This is a genomic window from Acinetobacter sp. TTH0-4, from assembly GCF_015602665.1.
GTDB classification, from domain to species: domain Bacteria; phylum Pseudomonadota; class Gammaproteobacteria; order Pseudomonadales; family Moraxellaceae; genus Acinetobacter; species Acinetobacter albensis.
Genome location: NZ_CP059079.1, coordinates 2,220,252 through 2,246,940 on the forward strand (window position 1 = coordinate 2,220,252; position 26,689 = coordinate 2,246,940).

The window sequence follows — 26,689 nt, forward strand, 5'->3', positions numbered from 1 at the left end:
TTTTCATCATATTTTAACAAGCGCATAATGCTCCCATCAAAGAGGAGATCAAGACATGAATACTGAGGTTATTTCTGTAGAACAGGTACAACATCCAACCACTATGGAATTATTTACAGGCTTTATGAAACTTGGTCTGATGGGATTTGGTGGCGTACTGCCTCTTGCACATCACATGATTGTGAAAGAACAAAAATGGCTCAGTTCAGAGCAATTCACCAATTTATTGGGCGTCTGTCAAATCTTACCAGGTGGCAATATCATTAATATGGCTGTCGCGATTGGCATGGAGTTTCAAGGGATTAAAGGTGCGTTGAGTTCTGTGCTGGGTTTAATCTTTGCGCCCACCCTAATTGTGATCTTGATTTATCAGCTTTATTCACATTTTCAAAGTATTCCAACTGTGCAACACATGATTCAAGGCTTGGCTGCCGCTGCCGCAGGACTGTTATTTGCAACCGGTTTAAAAATGCTAAAACCTATTTTGAAAAGTTATTTAACCCTTTTCACTCTTACTTTGACCATTATTTTTATGCTTTTCTTAAAGTTGCCATTGGCACTGACCTTACTCATTTTAGTGGCAGTTAATCTGTTTATTTTAGGAGTTCGAAAAGCATGATTATTTTATTCACTCTGACCTTGGTATTTACGCAATTATCGCTGTTGGCATTTGGCGGTGGCAATGCCATTTTGCCCGAAATGCAAAATCAAGTGGTCAATATTCATCAATGGATGACTGCATCAGAATTTAGTTCAATGTTTGCTATGGCACAAGCCGCACCTGGCCCCAATATGATGATTGTGCCATTGATTGGTTGGCATGTTGCAGGGCCGATGGGTTTACTGGTCACCTCAATTGCTAAATTTGGTCCTTCTTCAGTCCTGACCATCTTTGCCTTAAAGTTTTGGAATAATTTTAAAGATCACCCTTTTCGATCACGCTTTGAAAAAGCCTTAAAACCGATTACGGTTGGACTGGTTTTGGTCAGTGCATGGATTATTGCTGAAAGCTCTGCTTATAATCTTTTATTGGTCATTATTGTGGTCATTACGGCAGGATTAGGCTTTTTTAAGAATATTCATCCGATTTGGTTAATGCTGATTGGCGCAGGCTTAGGTGTCGCATTTTTATAAAATTTAAATGTAAAAAACCGCATTTTCATTCACTATTTAAAAATGCGGTTTTAAATAAAAATGTGATCTTAGGGATCTAAAGTCGATTCGAATGCACGTAAACGCTTATAGATAGAAAGTAGTTCAATAATCGTAGGCCATGAAGCTATTAAATACTGAAAAGATTCACGTACTTTGCCAAAGACATTACTAATCTGCATCATTAAACCCAACGTAATTGCACCCGCAGCAATACTTGGAAAAAGCACAAACAGACCATATAAATTATCCAATTGCATATACCAAATACGCACTAAATTAAAATAGGCATAATGGAAATATAAGCGAAAATAATTAAATCGAACTTTACTGAATAACTCATTCAAGGTTAATGGATCTGCTCGATCTGCATAATCCTCACCATAGACCAATTCTTTACGATAAGCGGCTTCAACTTTTTGGTTATTAAACTCTAAACCGGGCAGTTTATAGCCGACCAACATTAAAATGAATGTACCCAGAAGTGCCCAACCGACTGCGGCCCAAACCAGAGCATAAGGAATTTCACCAAAAACAGGAATTTCTTTTACATGCACAGAAAGTGCAAACAAAACAGGTAAAAATGCCAACAAGGTCATCAGTGCTTCCACCAAACTTACCCCTAAACTTTCCATGGTTTTGGCAAAGCGCATGGTGTCTTCTTGAATACGCTGTGAAGCACCTTCAATATGACGCAACTGCTCCCAGTGTGCTGTGTAGTAATCATTCATGGCAGTTCGCCAACGGAATACATAATGACTCACAAAGAATAGATTAAAGACTGCAATCGTGACATAGACCATTGCAACATATAAAAAGGTCATAACACCTTGATATAAATCATTAACATCTCCCCCACCACTGCTTAACATTTTTTGAATGAGGTCATAAAATGGGTTATACCATGCATTTACAACCACATTCACCTGAACAGAGAACCAAATATTAAATAAAATAAAAGCCGAACCCCATACGGACCATTTCTGCCAAGGATGATCCGATTTAAAACGCCAAAATAATGCAAAAATGACGGTAGAAACCAAGAACCATAAATAAAACCATAAAAATGCAGGTGTCCAAAAGCGACTAACACCAATAGGTAATTCTGCTTTATGATAATTTTCAGCAAAACCTAAAAATGTGCCCCATCCATTTCCACCTGTATACCAAAGCGTTAAATTAAAGGCGAACCAGAGTATCAGTGATAAAAAGAACCACTTGGGGTTTGGGAAAAAAGATTTAAACATTACTGGCGGGTGATCCTTTATTTTTAGTGTGCAACGGAATCCTGCTTCAAAAGATCAAAAGTAAAATTTGAACCTTTAAAACGGATCGGCCATTATTCTCGTGTTTTCATCTTTGTAGCAATATATTGACTGTTTGTGAAATGTTTTTTTAGAATGCTTTGTTCAAAAATTTATAAATTAAAATAGACAAAAAGTTTAAGGGCGTGTATTGACCTCATGCTTATCGTCTTTATGTTTCTTTCTATTTAGCATCAGCTTTATTTTGATGAGCATAAAATACAGATCTGGCCTGACATACAAAAAATGGGCTACAAATAAAAAACCAATACTGAGTAAAACACTACAACCATATAAGAGCTTTAGTCTTTATAAAGAAATCAATGATGGCGTTTTCAAACTCTGTAGTTTTCTATATTCATCCCTGTTGATTAAAGCGATCTTAAAACTCATTTAGGACATCCATATACTTCTCATTTAAGCCAAAAAACTTTTAAATAAGAGAATGATGATTAAATTATTTGATGTATATGAAGCATTTCCATTTATCCCAATAATGCACCTTTATTGGGCAAACAACTGAAATAGATTAAATATATAGCAACTTATGCTATAATTTCACGACATCAGAACTACTGCTAACGGGAAGCAATATGCGTAAAACAGTTATTGAGTTACTCAAACCGATTACTCTTGAAAAAGAAAATTGTCCTTCTTTAGTGTTTGAACAAGGTACAATTTTGAAAGTACTGATGCAAACGCCGACTGGTTTATTGGTATGTGATGATTCAGACTTTAATTTTACCGTATCACTTAAAGATCAAAATGAAGTGTGGCGTGAACTCTAAATGTCGTTCATTTTGACCCACTAAACGAGCAATGATATAAAATAAAAATCAACTGAAGTGAAATGCCTCAGGTTCAATTCAAGAACCGTTCGCTTTCCCTTCAGTCTTCGTTGGATTAGTTTTTAACTGTACTCATAAAACTAATTGCTGAAAACAACCAAATAAACAAGATAAAACTACGTTCTTGGCTAAACTGTGTGACATCTGTGCCATGTAGAATATTATGCCGTGTCATTGTTACAGTCGAGCTGTTATCCATTTTATATGCGGCCAATTCTGAAAAATAAGTATTCAATTCACAGGCAATTTTTGCTTTGTGCCACAAACTTTTTATTTCATTGCCTTTAAGTCCCGGTACAATTTTATATACATCAATAAATTTGGTTTGATGCTGCTTTAAATACCCCCTTGCAAGCAGCACATCCGTGAGCAATCCTTCCAGTTGAGCGTATAAAAGTGGAACACAACCCGCAAAACACTGCATATCATAAAGCTTAAATGCTTCCTCAATCACCAAACGGCGTTGGATTTTATTTTCACCCGTTTCAAGTGCATCAAAAGCTTCAAGTAATTCAACTTGAAAATAGTCTGTTTGAATAACGTCCAGAAGATTAAAGTCGACATCGCTTTCATGCTGATTGATCAACGTCCAAATATGGACTAAGTTTAAGGCATCATTGGCAACTTTATTCTCCACAGGCTGATCTAACTGATTTGCCAACACTTCAAAATATGGCTCCTGAGTTGCAAGTCCTTTTAACATCTGAATGAGATGTTTGTGTTCAGCAGCCGACATCGATTGTAGATATTGACCCGCATTTTGCAAAATGCTTTGCCCGAGCTGTTTACCTTTTTCGTGTTGAGGAATTCGGGTGACTTCTTGTTCAAAATCATCAAAACCATCTTCAAAATCAGCATCGATCATGTGCTTATAACTCATACATTATCTCTTTAAGACCATTATCCCTATTATTGGCGAGCGAATATAGAAGAAAATTGCTATAACGAAGTTTACTGTTCAAGATTCGAAGCTTTTACCATCTATTCAAGCTTAGCTGCTTCCACGAATCAATTTTATACACACTCAATAACATTTTTTCGTTTTCAGAAATTGCCCAATCATTATGAGGTCGCACATCTTTGCCAGCGATTTTTAATGGTTGCTTTGATAGATTCAATTTGATCACTTTGTTCTAGATATGCTTGCTGTTGCAACGTGAATAGAGACTGTTTTGGTGTGTTCAGCTCAAGGAATCCCCTACCCAATTGCCACTATCACCCACATGCATGCGCTGATAAAAGAACACGAATTTAGCCAGATACGGGAAATTTTGATGGTCATTATTTTGACTCTGTCTCAATTGTTTTAAATTATTCTCATCTCTCATATTTCCGAGCCAACTCGACAATACAACAGATAAAATAATGGTCATAGCCAGTAATAAGCTAAACATCTCATTCGTCCGTTTTAAAATCTACTTTAGAATTTGATCAGAAAAATCAGCACATAGCTTTAGGCATTTTTAGGCAAAATATTTTTTCTTGATTTTCTTTTTCAGTATCTTACTCAAATTGGCTATAAATACTCAATCACGCCAATTAACGCACACTGACTTTAAGTATCTTTTGAACACATTTCCGCTATTCCTTTGTGCATCTTGCAACTAACTCAGGTAAAATCATCCACCTTGCATAAAATACGAATGAGAGAGTTATATCCGTGCGTAATATCTTAGTCACCAACGCCCTACCATACGCCAATGGCCCTATTCATATGGGTCACTTGCTCGGTTATATCCAAGCTGATATTTGGGTTCGTGCCATGCGTGCAATGGGACACGATGTGACTTATGTATGTGCAGATGATGCTCACGGCACAGCCATCATGCTCCGTGCCGAAGCGAATGGCATTTCTCCAGAAGATCAAATTGCCAATGTGCAAAAAGAACACATCCGTGATTTTGATGGTTTCGGTGTGCATTTCGATCATTATGATTCAACCCATAGCAATGAAAACCGTGTTCGCGCTTCTGAAATTTATGTGAAAAACCGTGAAGCAGGCAATATTGCCATCCGTCCTGTCAACCAGCTTTTTGACCCTGAAAAAGGCATGTTCTTATCGGATCGTTTCATTAAAGGTACGTGCCCGAAATGTAAGTCGGAAGATCAATATGGCGATGCGTGTGAAGTCTGCGGTACAACCTACAATGCGACTGAACTTTTAAACCCGAAATCGACTTTAAGTGGTGCGACGCCTGTAGAGAAATCTTCAGATCATTACTTCTTTAAACTGCCGAATTTCTCAGAATATTTACAGAAATGGACGCGTGACCAAGGTCGTCTCCCTGTTTCTATTGCCAACAAGTTGGATGAATGGTTTGAAAATGGCTTAAACGATTGGGATATTTCCCGAGATGCGCCATATTTCGGTTTTGAAATTCCAGATGCGCCAAACAAATATTTCTACGTTTGGGTTGATGCGCCAATTGGTTATATGTCGAGTTTTGAAAACTACATTAAAACCAAACGTCCAGACTTAAGCTTCGATGATTATTGGAAAAAAGATTCTGAAAATGAGGTCTATCACTTCATTGGTAAAGACATCGTTTACTTCCACGCATTGTTCTGGCCTGCAATGCTTGAAGGTGCAAATTACCGTACGCCATCAGGTTTATTCGTGAATGGTTTCTTGACTGTAAACGGTCAAAAAATGTCGAAATCACGTGGTACATTCATTAAAGCTGAAACCTACCTTGAACATTTAAACCCTGAATATTTACGTTATTACTTTGCCTCTAAACTGTCGGATAAAGTTGAAGATTCTGATTTGAATTTGGATGATTTTGTTCAGAAAGTGAATTCAGACTTGGTCGGTAAAGTGGTGAATATTGCCAGCCGTTGTGCCAAATTTATCAATACTAAGTTTGATAATAAGCTAAGTGCAACTTGTGCAGAGCCAGAACTTGTTCAAAGCTTTATTGATGCGGGTGCTTCAATTGCATCTCAGTATGAAGCGCGTGAGTTCTCTGCGGCGATTCGTGAAATCATGTCATTGGCAGATAAAGCAAACCAATACATTGATGAGAAAAAGCCTTGGGCGCTTGCGAAAATTGAAGGTGAAGAACAACAAGTACATGATGTATGTTCAGTAGGAATTAACCTGTTCCGTCAACTTGCTGTTTACTTAGCGCCTGTACTTCCGACTTTAGCAGCTCAAGTTCAAACGTTCTTAAAACTAGACCGCTTTGACTTTGCTTCTGCTCAAACTGCATTGGTCGACCATGAAATTGCATTGTTCCAACCTTTAATGCAACGTGTAGACCCAAAAGCAGTTGCGGCAATGGTGGATGCGTCTAAAGACTCTTTAGCTGCTGCTGAACCTGTAAAAGTTGAGAAGAAGAAAGAAAAGAAAGCTTCGACTAAGCCTGAGCCAAAAGTGGGTGAAGCTGTTTCTGAAAACAATGTGATTGGTATCGAAGACTTTATGAAAGTTGACCTCCGTGTCGCTGAAGTTTTAGATGCTGCTCACGTTGAAGGTTCAGACAAACTGCTTCAACTCACTTTAAATGTCGGTGAAGCTGAACCACGTAATGTATTCAGTGGTATTCGTGAGTTCTATGCCCCTGAAGACCTTAAAGGTAAATTAGTGGTAATGGTCGCAAACCTTGCACCGCGTAAAATGCGTTTTGGTATTTCAAATGGTATGGTACTTGCAGCGGGTAATGGCGATGGTGTTTGGGTGATTTCACCCGAATCTGGTGCTAAGCCGGGTGATAAAGTGTCTTAAGATTTAGAAACTGAGATAAGAAAAAGCCTCTACGATATAGGGGCTTTTTTCATTGAAAAACAAATTTAATTAATTGAATTTTATTATTTTCTATATAAAATCAATACGTTTTTTAATTTATAATTATTCAGGGGTAAGTATGAAAAAATTATTAGTTCCAGTTTTAGCTATTTTAACTATTGCATTTACTGGTTGCTCGATTCGTATGGCTGATATGACAGTTGCTTCAACTAAAAACTACAACCTAAACTCAAATCAGTTTGTTAAAGGCGAGCGTGTAATAGGTGAAGATAAAGTACCTGTAGTACTTTTCCCTTTAGGTATTCCTAACTTTAAAACAGCTATAGATCGTGCTATTGAAAAAGACCGTTGCGCGGTTGCTTTGTCTGATGTCGTAATTACTCAATTAAACCATGCTTTTATCGTGGGCCAAATCGGTTACCGTGTAGAAGGTACTCAAGTTATTGATCGCTCACAACCTGAATGTACAAAATAAGATTTTTAAAAGAAATGCCTCTACGTTGTAGAGGCTTTTCTTTTAAGACTGATTCAGAAATCTAGGAATATTTATAACCTGAGTACTTATTTCTAAATACTCATAGATTACTTTACTCTTATCAAATAGTCTTTCATCATTAGTAATAAAATAATTACAATAACTTGCATAAGCTACATGCGAAATATCTGTTTGAGCACTTATAAATTTCTTTTCATTTTTAACTTTTTTCTCAGGTCTAAATCCTGTGATATTCAGATTGGTATATATTGCATGTATTTTTTCAAACTTGTGTACACAGTTATTTATCTGTAAGAAATCATTGAGTTCTTTATCTCTTAGTGATTCATTATCTTCTTGAAGTTTATTCCAAATTTTTAATAGTATATTTGGATATTCAATCTTATTTATTTGATCAATATTAATTTTAAGTTCATTTCTATATGCTAAGTGTGCGGCAGTTTTACTGTTAGCTTGTTTTATGTGTTCCACATTGTTCCTGACAACTACTTCAAACTCAGGCATATTAACTTTCATTTGATTGAGTTCATTTTCTTTTTGTCTAATAAACAAATCTGCTAATGAATGGTTAATATTATCATTTTTCAATGCAGTTATTTGATGTTCTAAAAAATTTAATAACTTATACTGTGCTTCGATCTGCTCACCTGCCATTTCATCATAATTTTTCACACCACCGTAAACTGCAAAAACATTCTTTTGGAGAGGTGCTAAAAATTGGTCATATTTAGTGATCTCATTAATAGATCTCTTGCGAAAGTCATTATTGCAAGTTTATCCGGTTTACGAGTGCAGCAATTAAGTTAATGCGTAAACCGAATCTTTTCCGTCTATTTCGATAGCGTTCACTTAATATTCTAAATGTTTTCAATTGACTATTAATGTGTTCGATCACAACTCGTATTTTCCCAATCATTTTATTGTACTTTTTCTCAATATCAAATAAGGGTAAATTCTTCTTTTTCTTTATTGGCATCAATAATTTAAAGCCATCTTGCTCTAATCCGTAGTACCCTAAATCGGTCATAACATATTCACAATGTTTGAATTTCTTAACCGTTTTTCTTGCCAATTTAATATCATGCTGACTGCCATTCGATATATCTAGCCCTATGATTTGTTTGCTGTTCGGATGATAGATCACTTGTGCTTTTAGCGTATGTTTCTTCTTTTTACCACTGTAGAACTTACTCTGATTTTTTTTTCGGGCGTTCTATTGAACATTCTGTCGCATCAATAATTACCCAGTTAAATTGTTCGTCTGCTGTGGTAATGCTTCGTTTTGGCAGGGTAAAACGTCTTGATTTCATTAATGCATCTTCAACCTTTTTAATGGTTCGATTCACATTACTTTCAGCGATATGGTAATTTGCCGCTAATTCCAGTTGAGTGCTGTAGTTCCGTAAGTAATTCAGAGTTAATAACAACTGATCCTCTATATCTAAAGTATGAGGACGACCTGGTTTCTTTTTGAGTGATTCTGCTTCTTTTAAAACTTCGACCATTTCACTAAAAACTGCTCGAGGTACACCAACCAAGCGCTGGAATTCAGAATCTGAAAAACGATTTAATTTCTGATATTTCATGAAATCTATATTGAGGCAGTTTTTACTTTCGCAAGAGGTCTAATATATTCTTCGTAATAACTAAACACAGAACCACAGGTTAACCTCATTTGACCTGTGAATTTAAAATTTCCGTTAAGTATTGGTTTTATATACAAAGCATTTAAATTTTCTAACAACTCTAAAAAGTTATCAGAATAGTATTGTTTCTTTAAACCTGATCTATGGATTTCTTGAAATGTACTGTCAGAATAAACAACTTGAACATGCTGCATAAAACTCTCAATAAAATCTGAATCATGATTCTGACAATTCAAAAATCCATCTAAAATATTATGATCTAAATAAGCTAAAGGTTTTCCTGAATATTCTTGTTTTTCACTCATTACATAAAACTCAAATTTTAATCTTTATTCAAATTAACTCTAATTTTAATAGAAAAATAGTACTGATATTTAAAGGGGTGTTTCAAACTGTTCATCTCGTTAAAAACTAGATGAAAAAAATCACCTCACATGCTAAAACAAACCACTCAATAAAATTTGTGAAAATTTATAAATGAATAAATTAATTGCTTCAATTTTAATTAGCTCAAGCCTTATGAGTATATCCGCCTTCGCCCTTCCTCCCCCTGCCCCAATTTCACAACAAAAACAAGTTTCAGGCTATTACCAATACCAAGCGGGTGATGTACAAATCACTGCTCTACTAGACGGCACCAATTTCATGTCGCCTAAACTCTTTCAAAACATTCTCGAAAAAGAAGTACATGACATTTTAAAGAAATACGCTGCCGACCAAGCCAAAGGCATACAAACCTCTGTCAATGCCTTCCTCGTGAATACAGGTCATTCACTGGTTTTAGTAGATAGCGGTGCTGCCAGTTGTTTTGGCACACATTTGGGTTCAGTGTTAAGCAACTTAAAAGCATCTGGATATCAACCTGAACAAGTCGATACGATTTTATTGACGCATTTACATCCTGACCATGTCTGCGGCATTAGCCAAAATGGAGTTGCGAACTTTCCAAATGCAATGGTTTATGTCTCGAACGATGAAGCGAACTATTGGCTAAATCCGAAACAAGCCAGCAAACTCCCGAAAGACAAACAAGCAGGTTACTTAGGGACTGTTGAAAAAATTAAACAGGCGATTGCACCTTATCAAGCCAAACAACGATTTAAAACGTATCAATTGGGCGATCAAGTTCAGGGTTTTAAAGTCATTAATACCGCGGGGCATACGCCGGGACATTTTAGCTATGCGCTGAAAACCAAAGATGAAACAGTGGTATTTATTGGTGACATTGTGCACTCACATACCGTGCAATTCGACAAACCAGAAACGGCAATCGATTATGATATCGACCCGAAAAAAGCAGTACAAACCCGTTTAAAACAATTTAAAGATTATGCTAAAAATGGACAAACCATTGCTGCACCACATTTGCCTTTTCCCGGTATTGGGCATATTTATTCAGCAGATAATCAACGCTACCAGTGGATTCCAATCCATTTTAAAGACTGATGCATAAAAGTGCTTTATCAAAAATAATGCCCGTCAGTTGACAAACTGACGGGCATCTTCACTATAAAAAGTCCATTTTTTGATGATTATAAAATTTTATCGGAAATTTAAAGCCACACATATTTGCTTTATTCATCTGATTTTAATTTAGGATAAATGTGTTTTTGTGACTTGATAACGTCAGAATCATGAACCTGTTAAATCTTGCAAAGTATGTACCTCTCCTGCTTGATAACCATTCCGTCCGTTTTGTTTCGCATGATACAAATTCTGGTCGACCTCACTTAAAAACCCGACTCTGTCTTGTTGTTCTGTAGGGATGATGGTTTTCACTCCGATACTACAACTCACATAATCAGAAATAGTGGAAGCACAATGCGGTAATTTGGCATTGTTTAATGCCTGTAGCAAACTTTCAGCAATTTGAATTGCAGCAGTTTCATCTGTTTCAGGTAAAACAATCGCAAATTCTTCTCCACCAAAACGTGAAACCAAATCTCGTGGGCGACTACAACACGTTGTCCATAATTGTGCTATCTCACGTAAACATTGGTCGCCCTGAAGATGACCATGTTGATCGTTATATTGTTTAAAATAATCCAGATCAATCAGTAAAATAGACAGCGGTTGTTGTAAACGGATTGCACTTTGCCATTCACGTGCAAAAAACTCATCAAATAAACGGCGATTGGCAATTCCAGTTAAACCATCTTTATATGAAAATTCTTCTAGCTGACTTTGCAGTATTTCTAATTGCTGCTCTTGTTTTTTACGTTCAGAGATATCAAACATAAACCCAACCAGTGAATCTACATCACCATTTTCTTTACGGATGACATGAACCACATCTCGAATCCAAAGATACGATCCATCCGCTTTTAAAGCACGGTAATCTGCTTCATGATCAATTCCTGCAATTGATTGTGCGACACACATGCTGAAGGTCTTATCACGATCTAATTAGTGCATACGATCAACCCAGTCTTGTACCGACTTCCATGACTGCTGTTGCCAACCCAGCAATTTTTCAATTTGTGGGCCAATATAAGTAAATTGCTTCGTGTCCCAATCGATACTCCATGGGATTGCCAGAGTCGATTCAATTAAAGTTTTATATACCACTTCGTTGTATACATGATTATTTTTGAATGGGCTATTTTGCATTGGCTGACTCATCTTATGTTAATCAGCATATCTGAATCATTACCGAATAGGCTTAAGATGCAATGCCGATTTTATTGAATTGTTGATCTTGCATAACAGATGCAAGGTGTTCTGTATTGTATATTAGACCTCTTTCATAAATCATTTTTTACTCAGCTCCAAGTTATAGATTCCAGCAATTAAATTGAATCTCAAACCGAGTCTTTTACCTCTATTTCGATAACGCTCAGCAAAGATTTTGAAGGTTTTAAGCCTGCCAAATACATGCTCAATTCCTATTCTTCTTTTATTGATTTCCTGATTATAGATTTTTAGTTCAGGATCCAATTTACAACGTCTTTTGGCTTTTAAAGGTAACAGACTATTCGGATGCAGAGCATAAATACCCTGATAGCCTTTATCTGCAAGAACAAAGGCTTCTGAAGGAATCAGCTTTATGTTTCTTTTAAATAGCTCGAAATCATGTACAGCACCGCGACTGGTACATAAACTCAGTATTTGCTGAGTCTTGTAGTGAATCATGGCCTGTACTTTGAAGGTATGGGTCTTTTTCTTGCCGCTATAGCTTTTCTTCTGTTTTTTTAGGCCTTTGTATTGGGATTTCTGTGGCATCCACGATCACAACATTCCAGTCTATGCCTTCGCCCTCGGGTAAATCTTTGGGTAAATTAAAAAGATTGGACTGAATCAGGCAGTCTTCAACATGACGGACAATTCTTGAGGCTGTGGGCTCTGAAACCCCGTAACTCGTTGCAACGTGAAATAAGGTTCGGTATTCCCGCCAATAGCTTAGACAGAGCAGAATCTGGTCTTCCAGGCTTAACTTGGGCGGTCTGCCTTTAGTAGGAACAAGTTTCTTCAATTGCTCAACCATTAAATAGAAGGTTGACCATGAGATGCCAGTGTATCGCTTGAACTGAGGATCAGAAAGCTTGTTTGAATCGATGTATTTCATCCGCAGATTATGCACGAATGCTAAGAAATCCGGAGTGCAAATATCAACCAAAAAGAAGATCATTTTTTGATTTATGAAAGAGGTCTATTGTTTAATTAAAATAGAATTTATCTCAGTTTAAATAATGAGTATATTTTTTAATCAAAAAAATAAAAAGAGATACTGGACTTTTATCTTAAAACTAAAAAAAATAGAAATATAATATCCCCTCTAAATGACAATAGAACTAGCTTTAATGTCGGAAATTTGCCTATAGTATATCGGGGCAATTTTCATGAGTTTCAGAGCATATGGCTGTTCATTTTTTTCATACATCAGATTGGCACTTGGGTCAGTTTTTTTATAATCACTCACGTCAGTATGAACATGAACAGTTTCTAAAATGGTTACTCGAACAAATCAAGCAAAAACAACCCAATGCCTTACTGATTGCAGGGGATATTTTCGATGTGATTAATCCTGCATCTTTGGCTCAAAAACAACTTTATCAATTTTTAGCCGATGCTCATGCTTGTGCACCCCATATGCAAACGCTGATGATTGCAGGCAATCATGACTCAGGTTATCGAATTGAACAGGTCGAACCTTTACTAGAAAAATATAATGCCAAAACTGTCGGTGTGATTCATAAAAATGCAGCGGGTCAACTCGATTTAGATCGTTTAATGTTACCCATTTATAATGAAAACAAGAATATCGTGGCATGGTGTTTGACCCTGCCCTTTTTACGTCCTGCAGAAATCACTGGATTTAATGAACATACCAGTAATAGTCAAAATGCAATTGCCTATTTACATCAGCAATTGATTCGTGAAGCCAAAGAACGTAAAACAGCAGATCAAGCCCTAATTTTAATGTCACATGCACATATGCAAGGGGGTGAAACCTCAGACTCTGAGCGCCCAATAATAATCGGTAATGAAGAAGCCCTTTCTACCACATTATTTGATGAAGTCATTGATTACGTCGCACTTGGACATTTACACAAACCTCAAAAAGTTCAGCACGCTCATATTCGTTATAGTGGCTCCCCGATTCCTTTATCTTTTAGTGAAATCAATTACAAGCATCAGGTGGTTGAAGTTAAAATTCAACCTCATCAGCAAGATGATACACGGCTTAGATTGAATGTACTTGAAGTACCACGCAGTATTCATTTGCATAAAATTTCAGGCGAACTTGATGAAGTAATGCAGAAGTTACGTGCTTTAGCCACTGGAGAAATTTATGCGATCGAGCAACGTGAATATGTAGATGTGGAATACTATTCACTTGTCCCACCGCCGCTCGATTTACGCCAACAAATAGAACAGGCTTTGCCACCCAATCGATACCGTTTGGTGCGTATTTATCGTAAACCGATTCAGCAAGATCATGACCTTGATGCACAAAGCAAAATGAATTTAGAACCGCCTACCCCAGAACAATTATTTGAAACACTTTGGGAAAAAATGGGCTATCAAGTAGATGACGAAGTACAACGCGATTTCCTTCAACTCTTACATGATGCTCAACAGACGCTTGAACATGCTACACCCGATCAATAGGCACAATCGATGAAAATTTTACGTTTAAATTTATGTAATTTGGCCTCTATTGCGGGTGAACACAGTATTGATTTTGAGTCTGAACCTCTATCGAATGCAGGTTTAATTGCCATCACAGGTAAAACTGGTGCAGGTAAATCCACATTATTAGATGCCATGTGTTTGGCACTTTATGATCAAATTCCACGCTTAAATGGTGCAGTAGGTAGTTTAAAAGACCCAAGTGGACAAGGGATCTCAATTAAAGATTCAAAAAATATTTTACGCCGTGGTACGACTGCAGGTTTTGCTGAACTTGAATTTATCGCTTTGGATCAAAAACGCTATATTGCACGTTGGGATATTCGACGTGCGCGTAATAAAATGGATGGGAATTTAAAAGTAGATCGTGCTATTCGTTGTGTCGAAGATCAACGTATTTTGACGCAAAAAATTTCTGAATGTACGCCTACCATTGAAAAATTAATTGGACTAAGCTTTGAACAATTTACACGTGCGGTGCTATTAGCACAGTCAGAAGTCGGCGCATTTTTAAAAGCCAAAGACCAAGACCGCGCAGATTTACTAGAATATTTAACCAACTCGCATATCTTTAGTGTCGTCAGTCAAAAAGCTTTTGAAAAAACCAAAGAGATTCGTCAGCAAAAAGAACAATTACAAAGTTTGATTGGACATATAGAACTCCTCAGCGAAGAACAAGTGGTAGAGCTTAAACAACAGCATGAACAAAGCCGACTCCAATTAAGAAGTCAGCAACAGGCAGAAAAATTATTACAAAATGACCTACGCTGGCATCAGCAACAACACGTATTACACACAGAGATTCAAGCCAAAAAGGAATTTTACTGGGTACAAGTTGATGCCAATGAAAAAATGGCAGCACAGAAAGCTCTATTAGAAAAACTTGATCAATTTCAAAGCATTCGTGATGCCTTTGTGCAACAGCAAAACATTCAGCAACAGAGGGTTGAACTTAAACAACAACAAACTATCTTTTTAACTCAATTTCACAGCTTAGAACAACAATATCTTCAACATCAGACCCAACTGAATGCGCTTATCGTTGCACTTAAAACCCAGCAACAACAACATGTAGAATTCAAACCGACGCTTGAGCAAACTTTAGATTTAGACAATCAAATTGACGTTTTAATCAAACAATATAAAAATACTCAAACCCAAATAGAGCAGATTCTGACGAATCAAATTCAACCCTTTACTCAGCAACAATTGATACTCCAGCAGCAGTTACAGCTCATTCAGCAAGATCATCAAAAACTTGAACAACAACTCTTGACTAGCCAAAATTTAGCTGTTTTTGATCGCGAACCTCAAGCCACCATTGAGCGCTTACAACAATTTGAAATATTACAGCAGCAAATTCAGCAAAAAAATGAAGCTTATACGCAATATTCAAGCTCTGAACTAAGACAGCAACTGGCTGAACGATACCTTCAACAACGCGTTTTAATACAGCAGTACGGTGATTTAAACCAGATGGAGCAGCAACAGAGTACGTTGCGGCAGCAGCAATCTTCAGCCCAAGATTGCTTGCACCATGTGGAGCAAACTCTTTTTTTACTGCAACAAATTTTCAAGGATCAGCAAGAGCAACAACAGATTCAAATACACCATTCGCAATTGCTGGTGCAAAGTAAGACACTACAACATGATATCGAACAGGCGCAGCTACAGTATTTAAGCGCGCAAAAGGCCCGCAAACAGGTGCAAGAACTCTTTGCACAACAACGTTTACTGCAAACACAAAGTGTGCAAGATTTACGTGCTCAGCTACAGCCTGATACAGCTTGTATGGTGTGTGGCAGTAATGAACATCCTTTTGTTAGTCATCAAGAACTTTTGCATTCTGCATTACAACATGTGCAAGATATTCAGTTACAGCAGGGGCAAAATGAAGAAACACAAGCTCATGAGGCTTTGCAAAAACTGATTCTTGCTCAGTCACGATTACATACACTCATAGAGCAAAAAACCTTACGCTTAGAAGAGTTAGTTCAAAACCAGCAACTTCAATTCAGCCAGATCCAACACATTATTCAACAACAGCATTTGGAGGTAAATACTGATCTTAAACCCGATGCATTACAATCACAGCTCAACCAATTGAAGCATGAGATTAAGCAACAGCAGATAAAGTACGCGGAACAACAGCAACAATTGCAGCAGTACATTCAACAAAGCCGTACACTCAATCAAGATATTCAGACCCTAGAGATGGTCGAACAACAATTTAATCAACTTGAACAATGTGTTGAACCTTTACTCAAACAATTTGATCAACCATTACTCATCCAGTGGCAAAAAAATGCTCATTTAAGCCAACAACTGATTCAAGATATTCAAACGCGTAGCCACACCATACAGCAACTTGAGAAAATGGGATTGCAACAACAAAACCTGCAACAACAACTTGCGTATACCCAAAAAGAATTACAGTTCTATCAATTACAAATACAGCAATTCGAACAACAAAATCATGCCATTAGTGCTGAAGGGACTGTTTTGCGTCAGCGTATTAAAAATCTGATTGCGCCATTTAATGATCAAGGCTTTGATGTCGGGAAAAAATGGTTATTGGCCTTAGACAACGAAAAAATTGAACTTGAACAAAACATTGAACAACAACGTCAGCACTTCAGCCAAAGTGACCAGCAGTTCCAACAAGCACAACTGAAGCAACAAGAGTATCAAACCACAGCCACCCAATTTGAACAGCGCTTAGAGCAGCTTGAAGCCCACATTGCGTCATGGCAAAAGCAACATGCCCACTTTAGTCTTGACGACATTCAACATTGCTTAAGTCTCTCTTCTCAAGAAGCACAAAATATTCGTTTGTATGTGGAAAGACAGCAGCAGGCGGTTTTAAGTGCTAAAAGTGTATTGGATACCTTAGAACATCAATTTGAAAAACATCAAGCTCAGCAACCTGAATTGAGCTTTGAAGATGTACAGCAGCAACTGCATACATTCGAGGCCGAACTTCTACATCTACAAGAACAATTTAATGAACTGGATGCCAAACAGCGTTTGCAGCATCAAGCTCTGGCACAGTCCGCCAAATATCAACAACATATTGAAAAAATCGTTGCTGAAGAATATCGTTGGGGACGAATTTCTGAACTGATCGGAAGTAAAGAAGGCACAAAATTTCAAAAAATGGCACAAGAATATCATTTAGATATTTTAGTTGAATACGCCAATCAGCAATTGCAGCCCTTAGCTGCACGTTATCAATTGCAACGTATTCCTGATAGCCTTGGACTGGCCATCATTGATCATGATATGAATGGTGAAATACGTCCTGTCCTGTCGTTGTCAGGCGGTGAAACTTTTTTGGTGTCTTTAGCCTTGGCACTGGCAATTGCAAATATGGCATCAGGCTCAATGAAACTAGAATCCTTATTTATCGATGAGGGTTTTGGCACACTGGATCCTGCATCGTTGCATCTGGTGATGAATGCTTTAGATCAGCTGCAAAGCCAAGGACGTAAAGTGGTTTTAATTTCTCATATTCAAGATATGCACGAACGTATTCCTGTACAAATTCAAGTCAACTCAATTGGTGCAGGCGCAAGTCGTATTCATATCACAGGCTAATCCCAGTTGGTTATGGTTCCTCAAATGAGGAAAAAAGAACGAGCCTTTTTAATTTCAGCTTTATTCACATGCGCCTTCAAACAACTCAAATAAAAGTTTCAAAACTAAAAAAGCCTCGACATCCTGTCGAGGCTTTCTAGATTCGGTATTAGGTATAACTCCTGTCCTACCTAGCACATCCATGTTGTTATCTTTTATTATTCTTATAAGGGAAACATCCTGTCTCCTGATAAAACTATAATAAGAAATTCATGCTCTTGATACTAGCGGCAAAAGACACCATCTGATGTAAGCCAAAACGTACAACAACATGACCTGTGCTTGTAGAAAATTTGACTTGAACTGGCTGTTTAAACAGAATAGTCACGCGTCCCAAACAATGCCGTACCGATTCGAACCATGGTAGAACCTGCCGCAATCGCTTCAACCATATCACCAGACATGCCCATACTTAAGGTATCCCAATCTTCAGGATAAGCATGATGCTGTTTAACTTCATCAAAAAGTTGTTTCGCTTGAAGTAAAGCACCACAATTATCTGGTGCTGGAATAACCATTAAACCACGCAGTTTTAAATGTGGAAGCTGACTGATCTGTTTCACCAAATCTGTAACATCATTGGGATGACAACCATCTTTGGTATTTTGCCCATCAATGTTGACTTGCAAACATATATTGAGTGCAATCTGCGTATCTTCGCGCTGATTCGACAAGCGCTCAGCAATAATGAAACGATCTACTCCATGTATCCAAGCAAAGTTTGCAGCCAAATGCTTCGTTTTATTGCGTTGTACATGACCAATAAAATGCCATTCAATCTCCAAATCGTTCAGACTCTGAATTTTATCTAACGCTTCTTGTAAATAATTTTCTCCAAATTTGTGCTGACCCGCGTGATACATTTCACGTAAAGTTTCACTGGGATGCGTCTTGGAAACTGCCAATAACGCTACAGTTTTGGGATCACGTTGGCTATATTTACATGCTACTTCAATCTTCTGTAAAACTTGACTTCGTGACGTTAGAAAATTATTCATTGACGAGATTCTCACTTCATTCATCTTTTTTTTCTTTGCCGATAAACTAACTGTTGGTTAAGCTCAGGGAAAGCCTTATTATTCTAACAAAATAAATAACATTTAAATGGTCTTGGGGAAAATTATGGACATTACAGAGTTACTGGCCTTTTCGGCTAAAAATGGAGCATCTGACTTACATTTATCCGCGGGTATGCCCCCCCTCATTCGAGTCGACGGTGAAGTTCGTCGTATTAATTTACCAGCTTTGGAACATAAAGAAGTACACAAATTGGTGTATGACATTATGAATGATAAACAACGCCGTGATTTTGAAGAAAAATTAGAAACTGACTTTTCTTTTGAAGTTCCCGGTGTAGCACGTTTTCGTGTCAATGCTTTTAACCAAAACCGTGGTGCAGGTGCAGTATTCCGTACCATTCCATCTAAAGTATTAACCATCGAAGACTTGGGCATGGGGCAAATTTTTAAAGATATTTGTAACTTTCCTCGTGGCATTGTTTTGGTTACAGGGCCGACAGGTTCGGGTAAATCGACCACACTCGCAGCAATGGTCGATTATATTAATGATCATCGTTATGACCATATTTTAACAGTAGAAGATCCGATTGAATTTGTACACGAATCAAAAAAATGTCTGGTCAATCAACGTGAAGTCCATCGTGATACACATGGTTTTAACGAAGCATTACGCTCAGCTTTGCGTGAAGATCCTGACATTATTTTGGTCGGTGAGATGCGTGACCTTGAAACCATTCGTTTGGCTTTAACGGCTGCTGAAACAGGCCACTTGGTCTTTGGTACGCTACATACTACTTCTGCGGCAAAAACCATTGACCGTGTGATTGACGTCTTCCCTGCTGAAGAAAAAGATATGGTTCGTGCCATGTTATCTGAATCCTTACAAGCCGTGATTTCTCAAACTTTACTGAAGAAAAATGGTGGTGGGCGTGTGGCTGCACATGAAATCATGATTGGGATTCCAGCGATTCGTAACTTAATTCGTGAAAATAAAGTGGCTCAAATGTATTCTGCCATTCAAACAGGTGCCAACTACGGCATGACCACGCTGGATCAAAGTTTAAAAACGTTAGTGGCTAAAGGCATGATTAGTCCCCAAACAGCACGAACAATGGCAAAACAACCAGAAGCCTTCTTGTAAGTTTAAATGGATTTAGGAACTTATTATGGATTTTAACGACTTACTCAATTTGATGATTCAAAAACAAGCATCAGACTTATTTCTCACTGCTGATGTTGAACCTTCAATGAAAATTAATGGTCAGATTCTTCCGATTGCAAAAACAAAGCTGACAGGAGAAATAGTGGGTCAGCTTTTAAATTCAATCATGAGTGACAAGCAACGTAAAGAATTTGCTGAAACTCGTGAATGTAACTTTGCCATTAATAATCGTGATAAAACTGCGCGTTTTCGTGTCAGTGCTTTTCAACAGCGTGATCATCCTGGCATGGTATTACGTCGTATCGAAACGGTTATTCCAACTATGGATGAGCTCAAGTTACCGCCTATTTTAAAAGAACTGGCGATGACTAAACGCGGTATTATCATCTTTGTAGGAGCAACGGGAACAGGTAAATCAACGTCTTTGGCTTCTATTATTGGTTATCGTAACCATAATTCCAAAGGTCATATCATTACCATTGAAGATCCGATTGAATTTATTCATGAACATGCGGGCTGTATTATTACCCAGCGTGAAGTCGGTATTGATACAGACTCTTTTGAAATTGCGTTAAAGAATACCTTACGTCAAGCACCCGATGTAATTTTGATTGGGGAAATTCGTTCACGTGAAACCATGGACTATGCCATTGCCTTTGCTGAAACGGGTCACTTAGTATTTGCAACGCTGCATGCCAACAACGCCAACCAAGCTATTGATCGTATTATTCATTTCTTTGAAGCTGACCGTCATAACCAACTCTTTATGGACTTGTCGCTTAATTTAAGAGCCATGGTGGCTCAGCAGTTGATTCCGACCATAGATGGCAATTCACGTCGAGCGGCCATCGAAATTCTGATTAACTCTCCATTAATTTCAGACCTGATCCGCAAAGGAGATGTGCATGAAATTAAGGATTTGATGAAGCGCTCACGCGAACTGGGTATGCAAACTTTTGACCAAGCTTTATTTGATTTATATAAGGCCAAGCAAATTACCTACAAAGATGCACTGAAACATGCGGACTCACCAAACGATTTGCGTTTACAAATCAAACTCTCAGAAGAAGGGGCTGATCGTTTAATGCATGCTGGCACCAATATTACCTTTGATGGTCAATCTTAAAAATTAAAAAACAGGCTTCCTTCGAAGCCTGTTTTTAATTGCCATTAAGCAAAATTATTTTTTACGCAATGCATCTTGGCACTCTTTCGAGTCGCAGTAACCATAAAGGTTGAGCGAATGGCCTGTTAAAGTAAAGCCAAATTTTTCAGCCACTTCATGCTGTTGAGTTTCAATGACATCATTTGTAAATTCAACGACTTTATTGCAATTTTGACAAACAATATGATCATGGTGATCTTCTTGCATAATTTCAAAAACTGAATGATTGTTTTCAAAATGATGACGTTGAATAATTCCCGCAGCTTCAAACTGTGTTAACACTCGATACACAGTTGCTAAACCGACATCTTCACCTTGTTCAAGTAAAGTTTTATAAATGTCTTCCGCACTTAAATGATGTTGTTTTGAATTTTCTAATAATTCTAATATTTTAATTCGTGGAAGCGTAACTTTAAGTCCAGCTTTGCGTAAATCTTGATTTGAAATAGGCATGTAAAAAGGTCTCTCAACAAATTTAAAGTTGGAATATGCAACAAAGTTTAGATGCAGTATGATCTATCCTTGGATCAAATGCATCATAATTAATTTGGGATAGTGTAGCAAAATGCAAAAAATCATGTTGACGTTGTTCGTCACTTCACTGCTCGCAGGCTGTTCGACCTTGGGCGTATACAAAGTTGATATCCCTCAAGGGACACCATTAACTCAAGCACAAGCTTCAAAAATTCAAGTCGGTATGAGCCACCAACAAGTACGTTTTTTGCTTGGTAGTCCGACAGTTTCAGATCCAATGAACCCGTTACGTTGGGACTACATCTACAACTATATTCCAGGAACCTACGCTAAAAAAGCTAAAATCCCTGCAGCACATGGTCAGCATTTAAAAATTTACTTCGATCAAAATGGTATTGTACAAAAAATTGAAGGACTGGAAACCATTCCAGAATCTCAACCGGGCTTACCAGGATCGAAAGAAGCGATTCTAACTGCGCCCCCACTATAGCTGCTTTAAAATAAAAATAAACCCCTCAATGAGGGGTTTTCTTATTACTTCAATTGTTTAAAGCGATTTCCACGACAATAAAGCCCCACAGGGTTTTCCGCGGCACGTTTTCGACGGATATCTTTTGGATTAATCGTGAGTGTTCGATAAATTTCTACACGATCACCGATTTGTAGTTTCTGCTGAAGATTTTGTAGACGCGTACCAAAAATTCCCAATAATAAAGGTTCAGGCAAATCTGTTTGGCTACGAATTCCACTCTGTTCAACAGCATCCAAAGCCGTCATACCCTCTTGAAAAGCAAGCCTGATATGAAATTGTTGATTTTGAGCCGCATACGCCACCCAAACCTGTGCTAGCTTACTCATTAGAACCCTTGTCCAATGATGACAAATATAGCCACAATAATTGAAAGCGGTAAAATTACACGAACTGCAATACGCCATAAATTATAAAATAGCTCATTACTAAAATTCATTGATTTACGCAGATGACTAATTTTCATAATCCATCCTGCAAAAATGGCGTAAATTAAGCAAATGATTAACCCCCAAAGCATTAATAGGGTATTCAATACAGGATGCATGGCAGGAACAATCCAGACACACAACGCCACCACGATAAGTAACCATTGCAGTACCAAACTAAACTGTCGCTCTAAGAGTTGTTCACGCACCAAATTGAGCAGTAAAGCAGCTCCACCAAGTACAGCAATCACAAATGCAAAGCCTGACTCTAAGGAATTGACTGCAAAAAAGCCAAAAGCAATCACAGCCAGTAATTGTGCAATCCAAATCGGCAGTACCGTTTTAGTGGCGACATCTTGCTGTTTAATTGTGGCTAAGCTGGTTTGCCAATATAATCCCATTCCCAAACCACTTGCGACTAAAGCTAAAACCGTCGCACTGCCCCATTCACTTAATTGAACTGGGGTTACATGCCAAGCCACTAGAGCCGTTCCCTGTAATTGTGCAACTACAATTGCTACCAACACACCAATTACAGTACATAAAACAATGATTTTTCTTGATATAAATGAAATCACAATCGCTGCAATTGCTAAACCGATAAAAACAAGATTTACATTTACGTTCTGGAATGCAAATTGTCTGAGTAGCTGACTGGCATTTGACAAGATGCTTCCCGCTAAAAACGGAATAAATCCCACGGCCAGCCAACCGACTAAACGCCATTTTTGTGAAGCATCTGCATCACGGGTCAAACTTGACAAGGCATTTAATGCCGTCATTTTTGAGCGTTTTGCCAACGCAATTTCTAAATAAGTAATTGGTAAAGCCAAAATCAGCATCGTGCTTAGCCAAAGCAACCAAAAATCAATTTGACGATCAGCATGAATGCCAACAACAGGTGCTAAACTTGCAATAATAATAAAAGATAAACAAAATGCCATCAGCGGCGATAGCCATCGTGACAGAGCCTGATCCTGCATGATGCGGTCCTAAAAAAAGTCTTCTGCTATTTTGCCCTTGTCGTCAGCGAAAATCAAAAATAAAAAATGCAAACCATCTTTTCAAATGATTTGCAGCGCAAAATTATTATTCTTTCTTTATTTTTATAATTTTATTTTTTTTATGAAAAAAACCGTGCAAACCAGTTTTTACCCTTTTTTTGTTCTTTTTGTTTAATAATTCCAATCATATTTTCTTTGACTGCACCGACATAATCAGCATCATCGTGCTGTATATGATTAATCAACCATTTAGACAGGACTTCATGCAACTCACTTTCAATTGCTTGCCCCATTTCAAAACGATCTCGATAGGACTCAATTCTTTTAATAAATAAATCATGAACACGTTTATGTGGCACACGATATTTATAATCTGCCTCTTCTTGTAATGATTCTTCAAATGTAAAATGTGACTGCGTATAATCAATAATATGATTTAAAATATTTTTTATTTTTTCATGATCTGTATTTCCGACCATGCTATTAATCTCATTAATGTAATCAAGAATTCTTTTGTGTTGATCATCAATGACATCAATCCCTGTATTATATTCTGGAACCCACTTCATTTTATTTCCGCCCCTTTGAAATATATGCCAATCATTATTTAAATTTATAATATATTGATTTTTATAAAATAAAAATAAACCAAAATAGTCGGGTTTACTTATTATTTGACATAAAAAATCTAAGCGAATGATATTTATTAATTTTAATGAAAACACCAACCAAAAGAATAAAGTATTTTTTAACCAATATAATTAAAAAATCAAACTTAAATCATCTTATTTTTATCTTTAACCAAATAAATAACTCTATAGATTCATTTGATTAAAAAAATATTATTATTCATTCAAAATGATTTTTCGAATCAAAAAGGCTTTCTTTAAATAAAATATTATAATCATTAATATTGATCAGCACGCGTAACTCTTCGAAGCTCAGGATTTAATTTTTCACGTTCTAAGCGCTCAACATGAGTGAGTTGTTTTCGGATAGGACATCCATGTTGAAATAAAATCATTTCTCCCGCTTTAAATGCTGTCCATGATTCATTTTGGGTGAGAGGCTCGGTGGTAATCACTGCGACTCGGTCATCTGGGGTAGTGACTTGACTAAAATCAACTTCTACATCTAAATCAATCAATTGCGCAGGTTGAAAGGGATATTCACGTACCAACCAATGTAATTTGGTAATGGCATAACTAAATAAAGCCTGACCATTGGATAGACAAAAATTAAAGGTTCCATGTTCTGCTATTTTCGGAGATACATCAGCAAGCAAATCAAAAATTTGATCGAGTTTGGGTTCATGATAACCAAATTTAATCACCATCTGATCCAGTAAAAAGCAAAAAGCTCGCTCACTGTCGGTATTGCCAATCGGAATAAAACGTCCCGATAAATGAGGATCAAAATCATGTAAATCGCCATTATGCGCGAAAATCCATTGCCGCCCCCACAGTTCACGACTAAAAGGGTGTGAGTTTTCTAAAGTAATTTTACCTTGAGTGGCTTTACGAATATGAGCGATGACATTACGTGATTTGATCGGGTAATTCCGAACGAGCTCAGCAATAGGAGAATCCACTGCGGATTGATTATCCACGAACAGCCGACACGCTTTATCTTCAAAAAAAGCGATACCAAAACCATCACAATGGTCTGAGGTAATTCCAGCGCGTTGAGAAAAACCCCGAAATGAGAAAGTCACATCCGTTGGTGTAGCACAATTCATTCCGAGTAACTGACACATAATTTCAATCAAAACAGCAAGTATAGGATTTTTCTATTTTGCAACAGACTATAAAGTGATGCAAACCTCAATTCACACTAAATATTCCCGTTTTAATGCAGAGCTAAAGACTTCTCATGAGATCTGTATTTCATCATGTCGTGAATATCAAAAACTCATCGGCTGTTGTATATCTGTATATCAACATAATCTAAAATTTTTCTTTACCCAACTTAGGCTTAAGTTGAAATAAAAAAGTCCGTCGTTTCAGTAAATGACGGACTTTTAATCAAAATTCTGAGGTATTGTTTATTATGCTGTGTAGTTGGTAATTAAAGTACCCACGCCATGATCGGTAAAAATTTCCAATAATGTCGCATGCGGAACGCGCCCATCGACAATATGTGCACTCACAACCCCCCCTTTTACAGCATCTAATGCACAACCCACTTTAGGAATCATGCCACCGTAAATGACGCCCGTTTCAATCAGACGATCGACATCCTTGGTGCTTAAACCTGTAAGTAAATTTTTATTTTCGTCTAATACCCCTGAAATATTGGTCAACAGAATTAGTTTTTCTGCACCCAAGGCTTCTGCAACTTTACCTGCTACAAGGTCAGCGTTAATATTATAGGTATTGCCGTCCTCATCCACGCCAAGTGGAGCAATGACAGGAATAAAATCACTTCCAGTAAACATTTCTAAAACATCAATTTTGACACCTACAACTTCGCCGACCAAACCCAAATCAATTTTTTGAACTGTGCCATCTTCAGCTGTTTTTTCCATCATCAATTTCTGAGCACGAATTAAATTTCCGTCTTTACCTGTCAAACCAATCGCACGTCCACCATGCTTGTTGATAAGATTGACAATAGACTTATTTACACTTCCGCCCAGCACCATTTCAACCACTTCCATGGTCGCTGGATCAGTCACCCGCATCCCATCTATACGCTCAGATTCACGGCCAAGTTGTTTTAAAAAAGAGTCTACTTGAGGGCCGCCACCGTGGACTACAATTGGATTGAGACCAACGGTTTTTAGTAAAACAATGTCACGTGCAAAAGAGCTTTCAAGCTCTGGATCGGTCATTGCGTTGCCACCATATTTCACTACTAGCGTCTTACCCGCAAAACGTTGAATATACGGCAAAGCTTCTGTCAAAATTTGTGCTTTGTCGATGCCAGTATGTTGCTGTGGCATT

The 26,689-nt window shown here is 37.5% G+C and carries 25 protein-coding genes and 1 pseudogene; 11 read left to right on the forward strand and 15 right to left on the reverse strand.

Annotation, left to right across the window (positions count from 1 at the left end; all coding sequences use genetic code 11):
- Positions 1 to 55: 55 nt before the first annotated feature.
- Positions 56 to 619, forward strand: coding sequence for a chromate transporter (locus H0S58_RS10385; RefSeq protein WP_092719386.1), 564 nt, complete (start codon positions 56 to 58; stop codon positions 617 to 619).
- Positions 619 to 1,134, forward strand: a complete 516-nt coding sequence (locus tag H0S58_RS10390; RefSeq protein ID WP_053580306.1) for a chromate transporter — start codon at positions 619 to 621, stop codon at positions 1,132 to 1,134. Before H0S58_RS10385 ends, H0S58_RS10390 begins: the two co-directional genes overlap by 1 nt.
- 68 nt (positions 1,135 to 1,202) lie before the next feature.
- Here the strand turns inward: H0S58_RS10390 and sbmA are convergent, their stop codons facing one another.
- Positions 1,203 to 2,399 carry a peptide antibiotic transporter SbmA gene (gene sbmA / locus H0S58_RS10395; RefSeq protein WP_053579743.1) on the reverse strand — a complete coding sequence of 399 codons (1,197 nt, stop codon included), beginning with the start codon at positions 2,397 to 2,399 and terminating at the stop codon, positions 1,203 to 1,205.
- 650 nt (positions 2,400 to 3,049) lie between these two features.
- On the opposite strand from sbmA, the gene H0S58_RS10400 reads away from it, so the two are divergent.
- Positions 3,050 to 3,244: a hypothetical protein gene (locus H0S58_RS10400; RefSeq protein WP_053579742.1), complete on the forward strand. Its 195-nt coding sequence runs from the start codon at positions 3,050 to 3,052 to the stop codon at positions 3,242 to 3,244.
- A gap of 115 nt (positions 3,245 to 3,359) precedes the next feature.
- Here the strand turns inward: H0S58_RS10400 and H0S58_RS10405 are convergent, their stop codons facing one another.
- On the reverse strand, positions 3,360 to 4,169 hold the full coding sequence (locus H0S58_RS10405; RefSeq protein WP_053580305.1) for a hypothetical protein: 810 nt from the start codon (positions 4,167 to 4,169) through the stop codon (positions 3,360 to 3,362).
- 795 nt (positions 4,170 to 4,964) lie between these two features.
- Between H0S58_RS10405 and metG the strand changes: the two genes are divergently transcribed.
- Positions 4,965 to 7,031 carry a methionine--tRNA ligase gene (metG, locus tag H0S58_RS10410; protein WP_195726478.1) on the forward strand — a complete coding sequence of 689 codons (2,067 nt, stop codon included), beginning with the start codon at positions 4,965 to 4,967 and terminating at the stop codon, positions 7,029 to 7,031.
- Positions 7,032 to 7,170: 139 nt separating this feature from the next.
- Positions 7,171 to 7,527 (forward strand): hypothetical protein, encoded by a 357-nt coding sequence (locus H0S58_RS10415; RefSeq protein ID WP_195726479.1) that lies wholly within the window; start codon positions 7,171 to 7,173, stop codon positions 7,525 to 7,527.
- 42 nt (positions 7,528 to 7,569) lie between these two features.
- Here H0S58_RS10415 and H0S58_RS10420 read toward each other — a convergent pair whose 3' ends face one another.
- From H0S58_RS10420 to H0S58_RS10430, 3 genes are all read right to left on the reverse strand, one after another.
- Complete coding sequence (locus H0S58_RS10420) at positions 7,570 to 8,220, reverse strand: hypothetical protein (protein WP_195726480.1); 651 nt, start codon at positions 8,218 to 8,220, stop codon at positions 7,570 to 7,572.
- 91 nt (positions 8,221 to 8,311) lie between these two features.
- A protein-coding gene (locus H0S58_RS10425; protein ID WP_193891903.1) for an IS5 family transposase occupies positions 8,312 to 9,134 on the reverse strand; the annotation gives its coding sequence in 2 pieces (ribosomal slippage) (positions 8,312 to 8,752 and positions 8,754 to 9,134; 822 coding nt in all).
- Positions 9,135 to 9,139: 5 nt separating this feature from the next.
- Positions 9,140 to 9,499: a hypothetical protein gene (locus tag H0S58_RS10430; protein ID WP_195726481.1), complete on the reverse strand. Its 360-nt coding sequence runs from the start codon at positions 9,497 to 9,499 to the stop codon at positions 9,140 to 9,142.
- A 172-nt stretch (positions 9,500 to 9,671) separates the two neighbouring features.
- Between H0S58_RS10430 and H0S58_RS10435 the strand changes: the two genes are divergently transcribed.
- A complete protein-coding gene (locus H0S58_RS10435) occupies positions 9,672 to 10,640 on the forward strand; it encodes an MBL fold metallo-hydrolase (RefSeq protein ID WP_195726482.1) in 969 nt (322 codons plus the stop codon).
- A 186-nt stretch (positions 10,641 to 10,826) separates the two neighbouring features.
- Here H0S58_RS10435 and H0S58_RS10440 read toward each other — a convergent pair.
- From H0S58_RS10440 to H0S58_RS13990, 3 genes and pseudogenes are all read right to left on the reverse strand, one after another.
- Positions 10,827 to 11,804: pseudogene (locus H0S58_RS10440) on the reverse strand (GGDEF domain-containing protein).
- A gap of 141 nt (positions 11,805 to 11,945) precedes the next feature.
- A complete protein-coding gene (locus H0S58_RS13985) occupies positions 11,946 to 12,416 on the reverse strand; it encodes a transposase family protein (RefSeq protein ID WP_265088219.1) in 471 nt (156 codons plus the stop codon).
- A complete protein-coding gene (locus H0S58_RS13990) occupies positions 12,364 to 12,822 on the reverse strand; it encodes a transposase family protein (RefSeq protein WP_265088218.1) in 459 nt (152 codons plus the stop codon). The genes H0S58_RS13985 and H0S58_RS13990 overlap by 53 nt, the downstream gene beginning before the upstream one ends.
- Before the next feature lie 227 nt (positions 12,823 to 13,049).
- Here H0S58_RS13990 and H0S58_RS10450 point away from each other — a divergent pair, with 227 nt between their 5' ends.
- Complete coding sequence (locus tag H0S58_RS10450) at positions 13,050 to 14,306, forward strand: exonuclease SbcCD subunit D C-terminal domain-containing protein (RefSeq protein WP_195726483.1); 1,257 nt, start codon at positions 13,050 to 13,052, stop codon at positions 14,304 to 14,306.
- Between the two features lie 9 nt (positions 14,307 to 14,315).
- Positions 14,316 to 17,924, forward strand: a complete 3,609-nt coding sequence (locus tag H0S58_RS10455; protein ID WP_195726484.1) for an AAA family ATPase — start codon at positions 14,316 to 14,318, stop codon at positions 17,922 to 17,924.
- 350 nt (positions 17,925 to 18,274) lie between these two features.
- Here the strand turns inward: H0S58_RS10455 and H0S58_RS10460 are convergent, their stop codons facing one another.
- Entirely contained in the window at positions 18,275 to 18,961 is a 687-nt protein-coding gene (locus H0S58_RS10460; RefSeq protein ID WP_195726485.1) for a YggS family pyridoxal phosphate-dependent enzyme, read from the reverse strand.
- A gap of 124 nt (positions 18,962 to 19,085) precedes the next feature.
- On the opposite strand from H0S58_RS10460, the gene H0S58_RS10465 reads away from it, so the two are divergent.
- Both H0S58_RS10465 and H0S58_RS10470 read left to right on the forward strand, forming a co-directional pair.
- Positions 19,086 to 20,123 (forward strand): type IV pilus twitching motility protein PilT, encoded by a 1,038-nt coding sequence (locus H0S58_RS10465; protein ID WP_053579733.1) that lies wholly within the window; start codon positions 19,086 to 19,088, stop codon positions 20,121 to 20,123.
- A 25-nt stretch (positions 20,124 to 20,148) separates the two neighbouring features.
- On the forward strand, positions 20,149 to 21,270 hold the full coding sequence (locus H0S58_RS10470) for a PilT/PilU family type 4a pilus ATPase (RefSeq protein ID WP_053579732.1): 1,122 nt from the start codon (positions 20,149 to 20,151) through the stop codon (positions 21,268 to 21,270).
- A 54-nt stretch (positions 21,271 to 21,324) separates the two neighbouring features.
- Here the strand turns inward: H0S58_RS10470 and fur are convergent, their stop codons facing one another.
- Positions 21,325 to 21,762 (reverse strand): ferric iron uptake transcriptional regulator, encoded by a 438-nt coding sequence (gene fur / locus H0S58_RS10475; protein WP_053579731.1) that lies wholly within the window; start codon positions 21,760 to 21,762, stop codon positions 21,325 to 21,327.
- A gap of 112 nt (positions 21,763 to 21,874) precedes the next feature.
- Here fur and H0S58_RS10480 point away from each other — a divergent pair, with 112 nt between their 5' ends.
- On the forward strand, positions 21,875 to 22,273 hold the full coding sequence (locus H0S58_RS10480) for an outer membrane protein assembly factor BamE (protein WP_053579730.1): 399 nt from the start codon (positions 21,875 to 21,877) through the stop codon (positions 22,271 to 22,273).
- Positions 22,274 to 22,317: 44 nt separating this feature from the next.
- On the opposite strand, the gene H0S58_RS10485 is transcribed toward H0S58_RS10480, so the two are convergent.
- From H0S58_RS10485 to argB, 5 genes are all read right to left on the reverse strand, one after another.
- Positions 22,318 to 22,641 (reverse strand): RnfH family protein, encoded by a 324-nt coding sequence (locus tag H0S58_RS10485; RefSeq protein WP_193891958.1) that lies wholly within the window; start codon positions 22,639 to 22,641, stop codon positions 22,318 to 22,320.
- Positions 22,641 to 23,723 (reverse strand): hypothetical protein, encoded by a 1,083-nt coding sequence (locus tag H0S58_RS10490; protein WP_195726486.1) that lies wholly within the window; start codon positions 23,721 to 23,723, stop codon positions 22,641 to 22,643. Before H0S58_RS10490 ends, H0S58_RS10485 begins: the two co-directional genes overlap by 1 nt.
- 140 nt (positions 23,724 to 23,863) lie before the next feature.
- Positions 23,864 to 24,313, reverse strand: coding sequence for a bacteriohemerythrin (locus H0S58_RS10495; protein WP_092719351.1), 450 nt, complete (start codon positions 24,311 to 24,313; stop codon positions 23,864 to 23,866).
- A 338-nt stretch (positions 24,314 to 24,651) separates the two neighbouring features.
- Positions 24,652 to 25,500, reverse strand: a complete 849-nt coding sequence (locus H0S58_RS10500; protein WP_092719348.1) for a class II glutamine amidotransferase — start codon at positions 25,498 to 25,500, stop codon at positions 24,652 to 24,654.
- A gap of 291 nt (positions 25,501 to 25,791) precedes the next feature.
- Positions 25,792 to 26,688 carry an acetylglutamate kinase gene (gene argB / locus H0S58_RS10505; RefSeq protein WP_195726487.1) on the reverse strand — a complete coding sequence of 299 codons (897 nt, stop codon included), beginning with the start codon at positions 26,686 to 26,688 and terminating at the stop codon, positions 25,792 to 25,794.
- Position 26,689 lies beyond the last annotated feature (1 nt).

Bases quoted from the DNA above. Each gene is read 5' to 3' on its own strand.
- H0S58_RS10385 (WP_092719386.1), top strand. From the start codon at position 56: ATGAATACTGAGGTTATTTCTGTAGAACAGGTACAACATCCAACCACT.
- sbmA (WP_053579743.1), bottom strand. From the start codon at position 2,399: ATGTTTAAATCTTTTTTCCCAAACCCCAAGTGGTTCTTTTTATCACTG.
- H0S58_RS10400 (WP_053579742.1), top strand. From the start codon at position 3,050: ATGCGTAAAACAGTTATTGAGTTACTCAAACCGATTACTCTTGAAAAA.
- H0S58_RS10405 (WP_053580305.1), bottom strand. From the start codon at position 4,169: ATGATCGATGCTGATTTTGAAGATGGTTTTGATGATTTTGAACAAGAA.
- H0S58_RS10415 (WP_195726479.1), top strand. From the start codon at position 7,171: ATGAAAAAATTATTAGTTCCAGTTTTAGCTATTTTAACTATTGCATTT.
- H0S58_RS10430 (WP_195726481.1), bottom strand. From the start codon at position 9,499: ATGAGTGAAAAACAAGAATATTCAGGAAAACCTTTAGCTTATTTAGAT.
- H0S58_RS10435 (WP_195726482.1), top strand. From the start codon at position 9,672: ATGAATAAATTAATTGCTTCAATTTTAATTAGCTCAAGCCTTATGAGT.
- H0S58_RS13985 (WP_265088219.1), bottom strand. From the start codon at position 12,416: ATGCCACAGAAATCCCAATACAAAGGCCTAAAAAAACAGAAGAAAAGC.
- H0S58_RS13990 (WP_265088218.1), bottom strand. From the start codon at position 12,822: ATGATCTTCTTTTTGGTTGATATTTGCACTCCGGATTTCTTAGCATTC.
- H0S58_RS10450 (WP_195726483.1), top strand. From the start codon at position 13,050: ATGGCTGTTCATTTTTTTCATACATCAGATTGGCACTTGGGTCAGTTT.
- H0S58_RS10455 (WP_195726484.1), top strand. From the start codon at position 14,316: ATGAAAATTTTACGTTTAAATTTATGTAATTTGGCCTCTATTGCGGGT.
- H0S58_RS10460 (WP_195726485.1), bottom strand. From the start codon at position 18,961: ATGAATAATTTTCTAACGTCACGAAGTCAAGTTTTACAGAAGATTGAA.
- H0S58_RS10465 (WP_053579733.1), top strand. From the start codon at position 19,086: ATGGACATTACAGAGTTACTGGCCTTTTCGGCTAAAAATGGAGCATCT.
- H0S58_RS10470 (WP_053579732.1), top strand. From the start codon at position 20,149: ATGGATTTTAACGACTTACTCAATTTGATGATTCAAAAACAAGCATCA.
- fur (WP_053579731.1), bottom strand. From the start codon at position 21,762: ATGCCTATTTCAAATCAAGATTTACGCAAAGCTGGACTTAAAGTTACG.
- H0S58_RS10480 (WP_053579730.1), top strand. From the start codon at position 21,875: ATGCAAAAAATCATGTTGACGTTGTTCGTCACTTCACTGCTCGCAGGC.
- H0S58_RS10485 (WP_193891958.1), bottom strand. From the start codon at position 22,641: ATGAGTAAGCTAGCACAGGTTTGGGTGGCGTATGCGGCTCAAAATCAA.
- H0S58_RS10490 (WP_195726486.1), bottom strand. From the start codon at position 23,723: ATGCAGGATCAGGCTCTGTCACGATGGCTATCGCCGCTGATGGCATTT.
- H0S58_RS10495 (WP_092719351.1), bottom strand. From the start codon at position 24,313: ATGAAGTGGGTTCCAGAATATAATACAGGGATTGATGTCATTGATGAT.
- H0S58_RS10500 (WP_092719348.1), bottom strand. From the start codon at position 25,500: ATGTGTCAGTTACTCGGAATGAATTGTGCTACACCAACGGATGTGACT.
- argB (WP_195726487.1), bottom strand. From the start codon at position 26,688: ATGCCACAGCAACATACTGGCATCGACAAAGCACAAATTTTGACAGAA.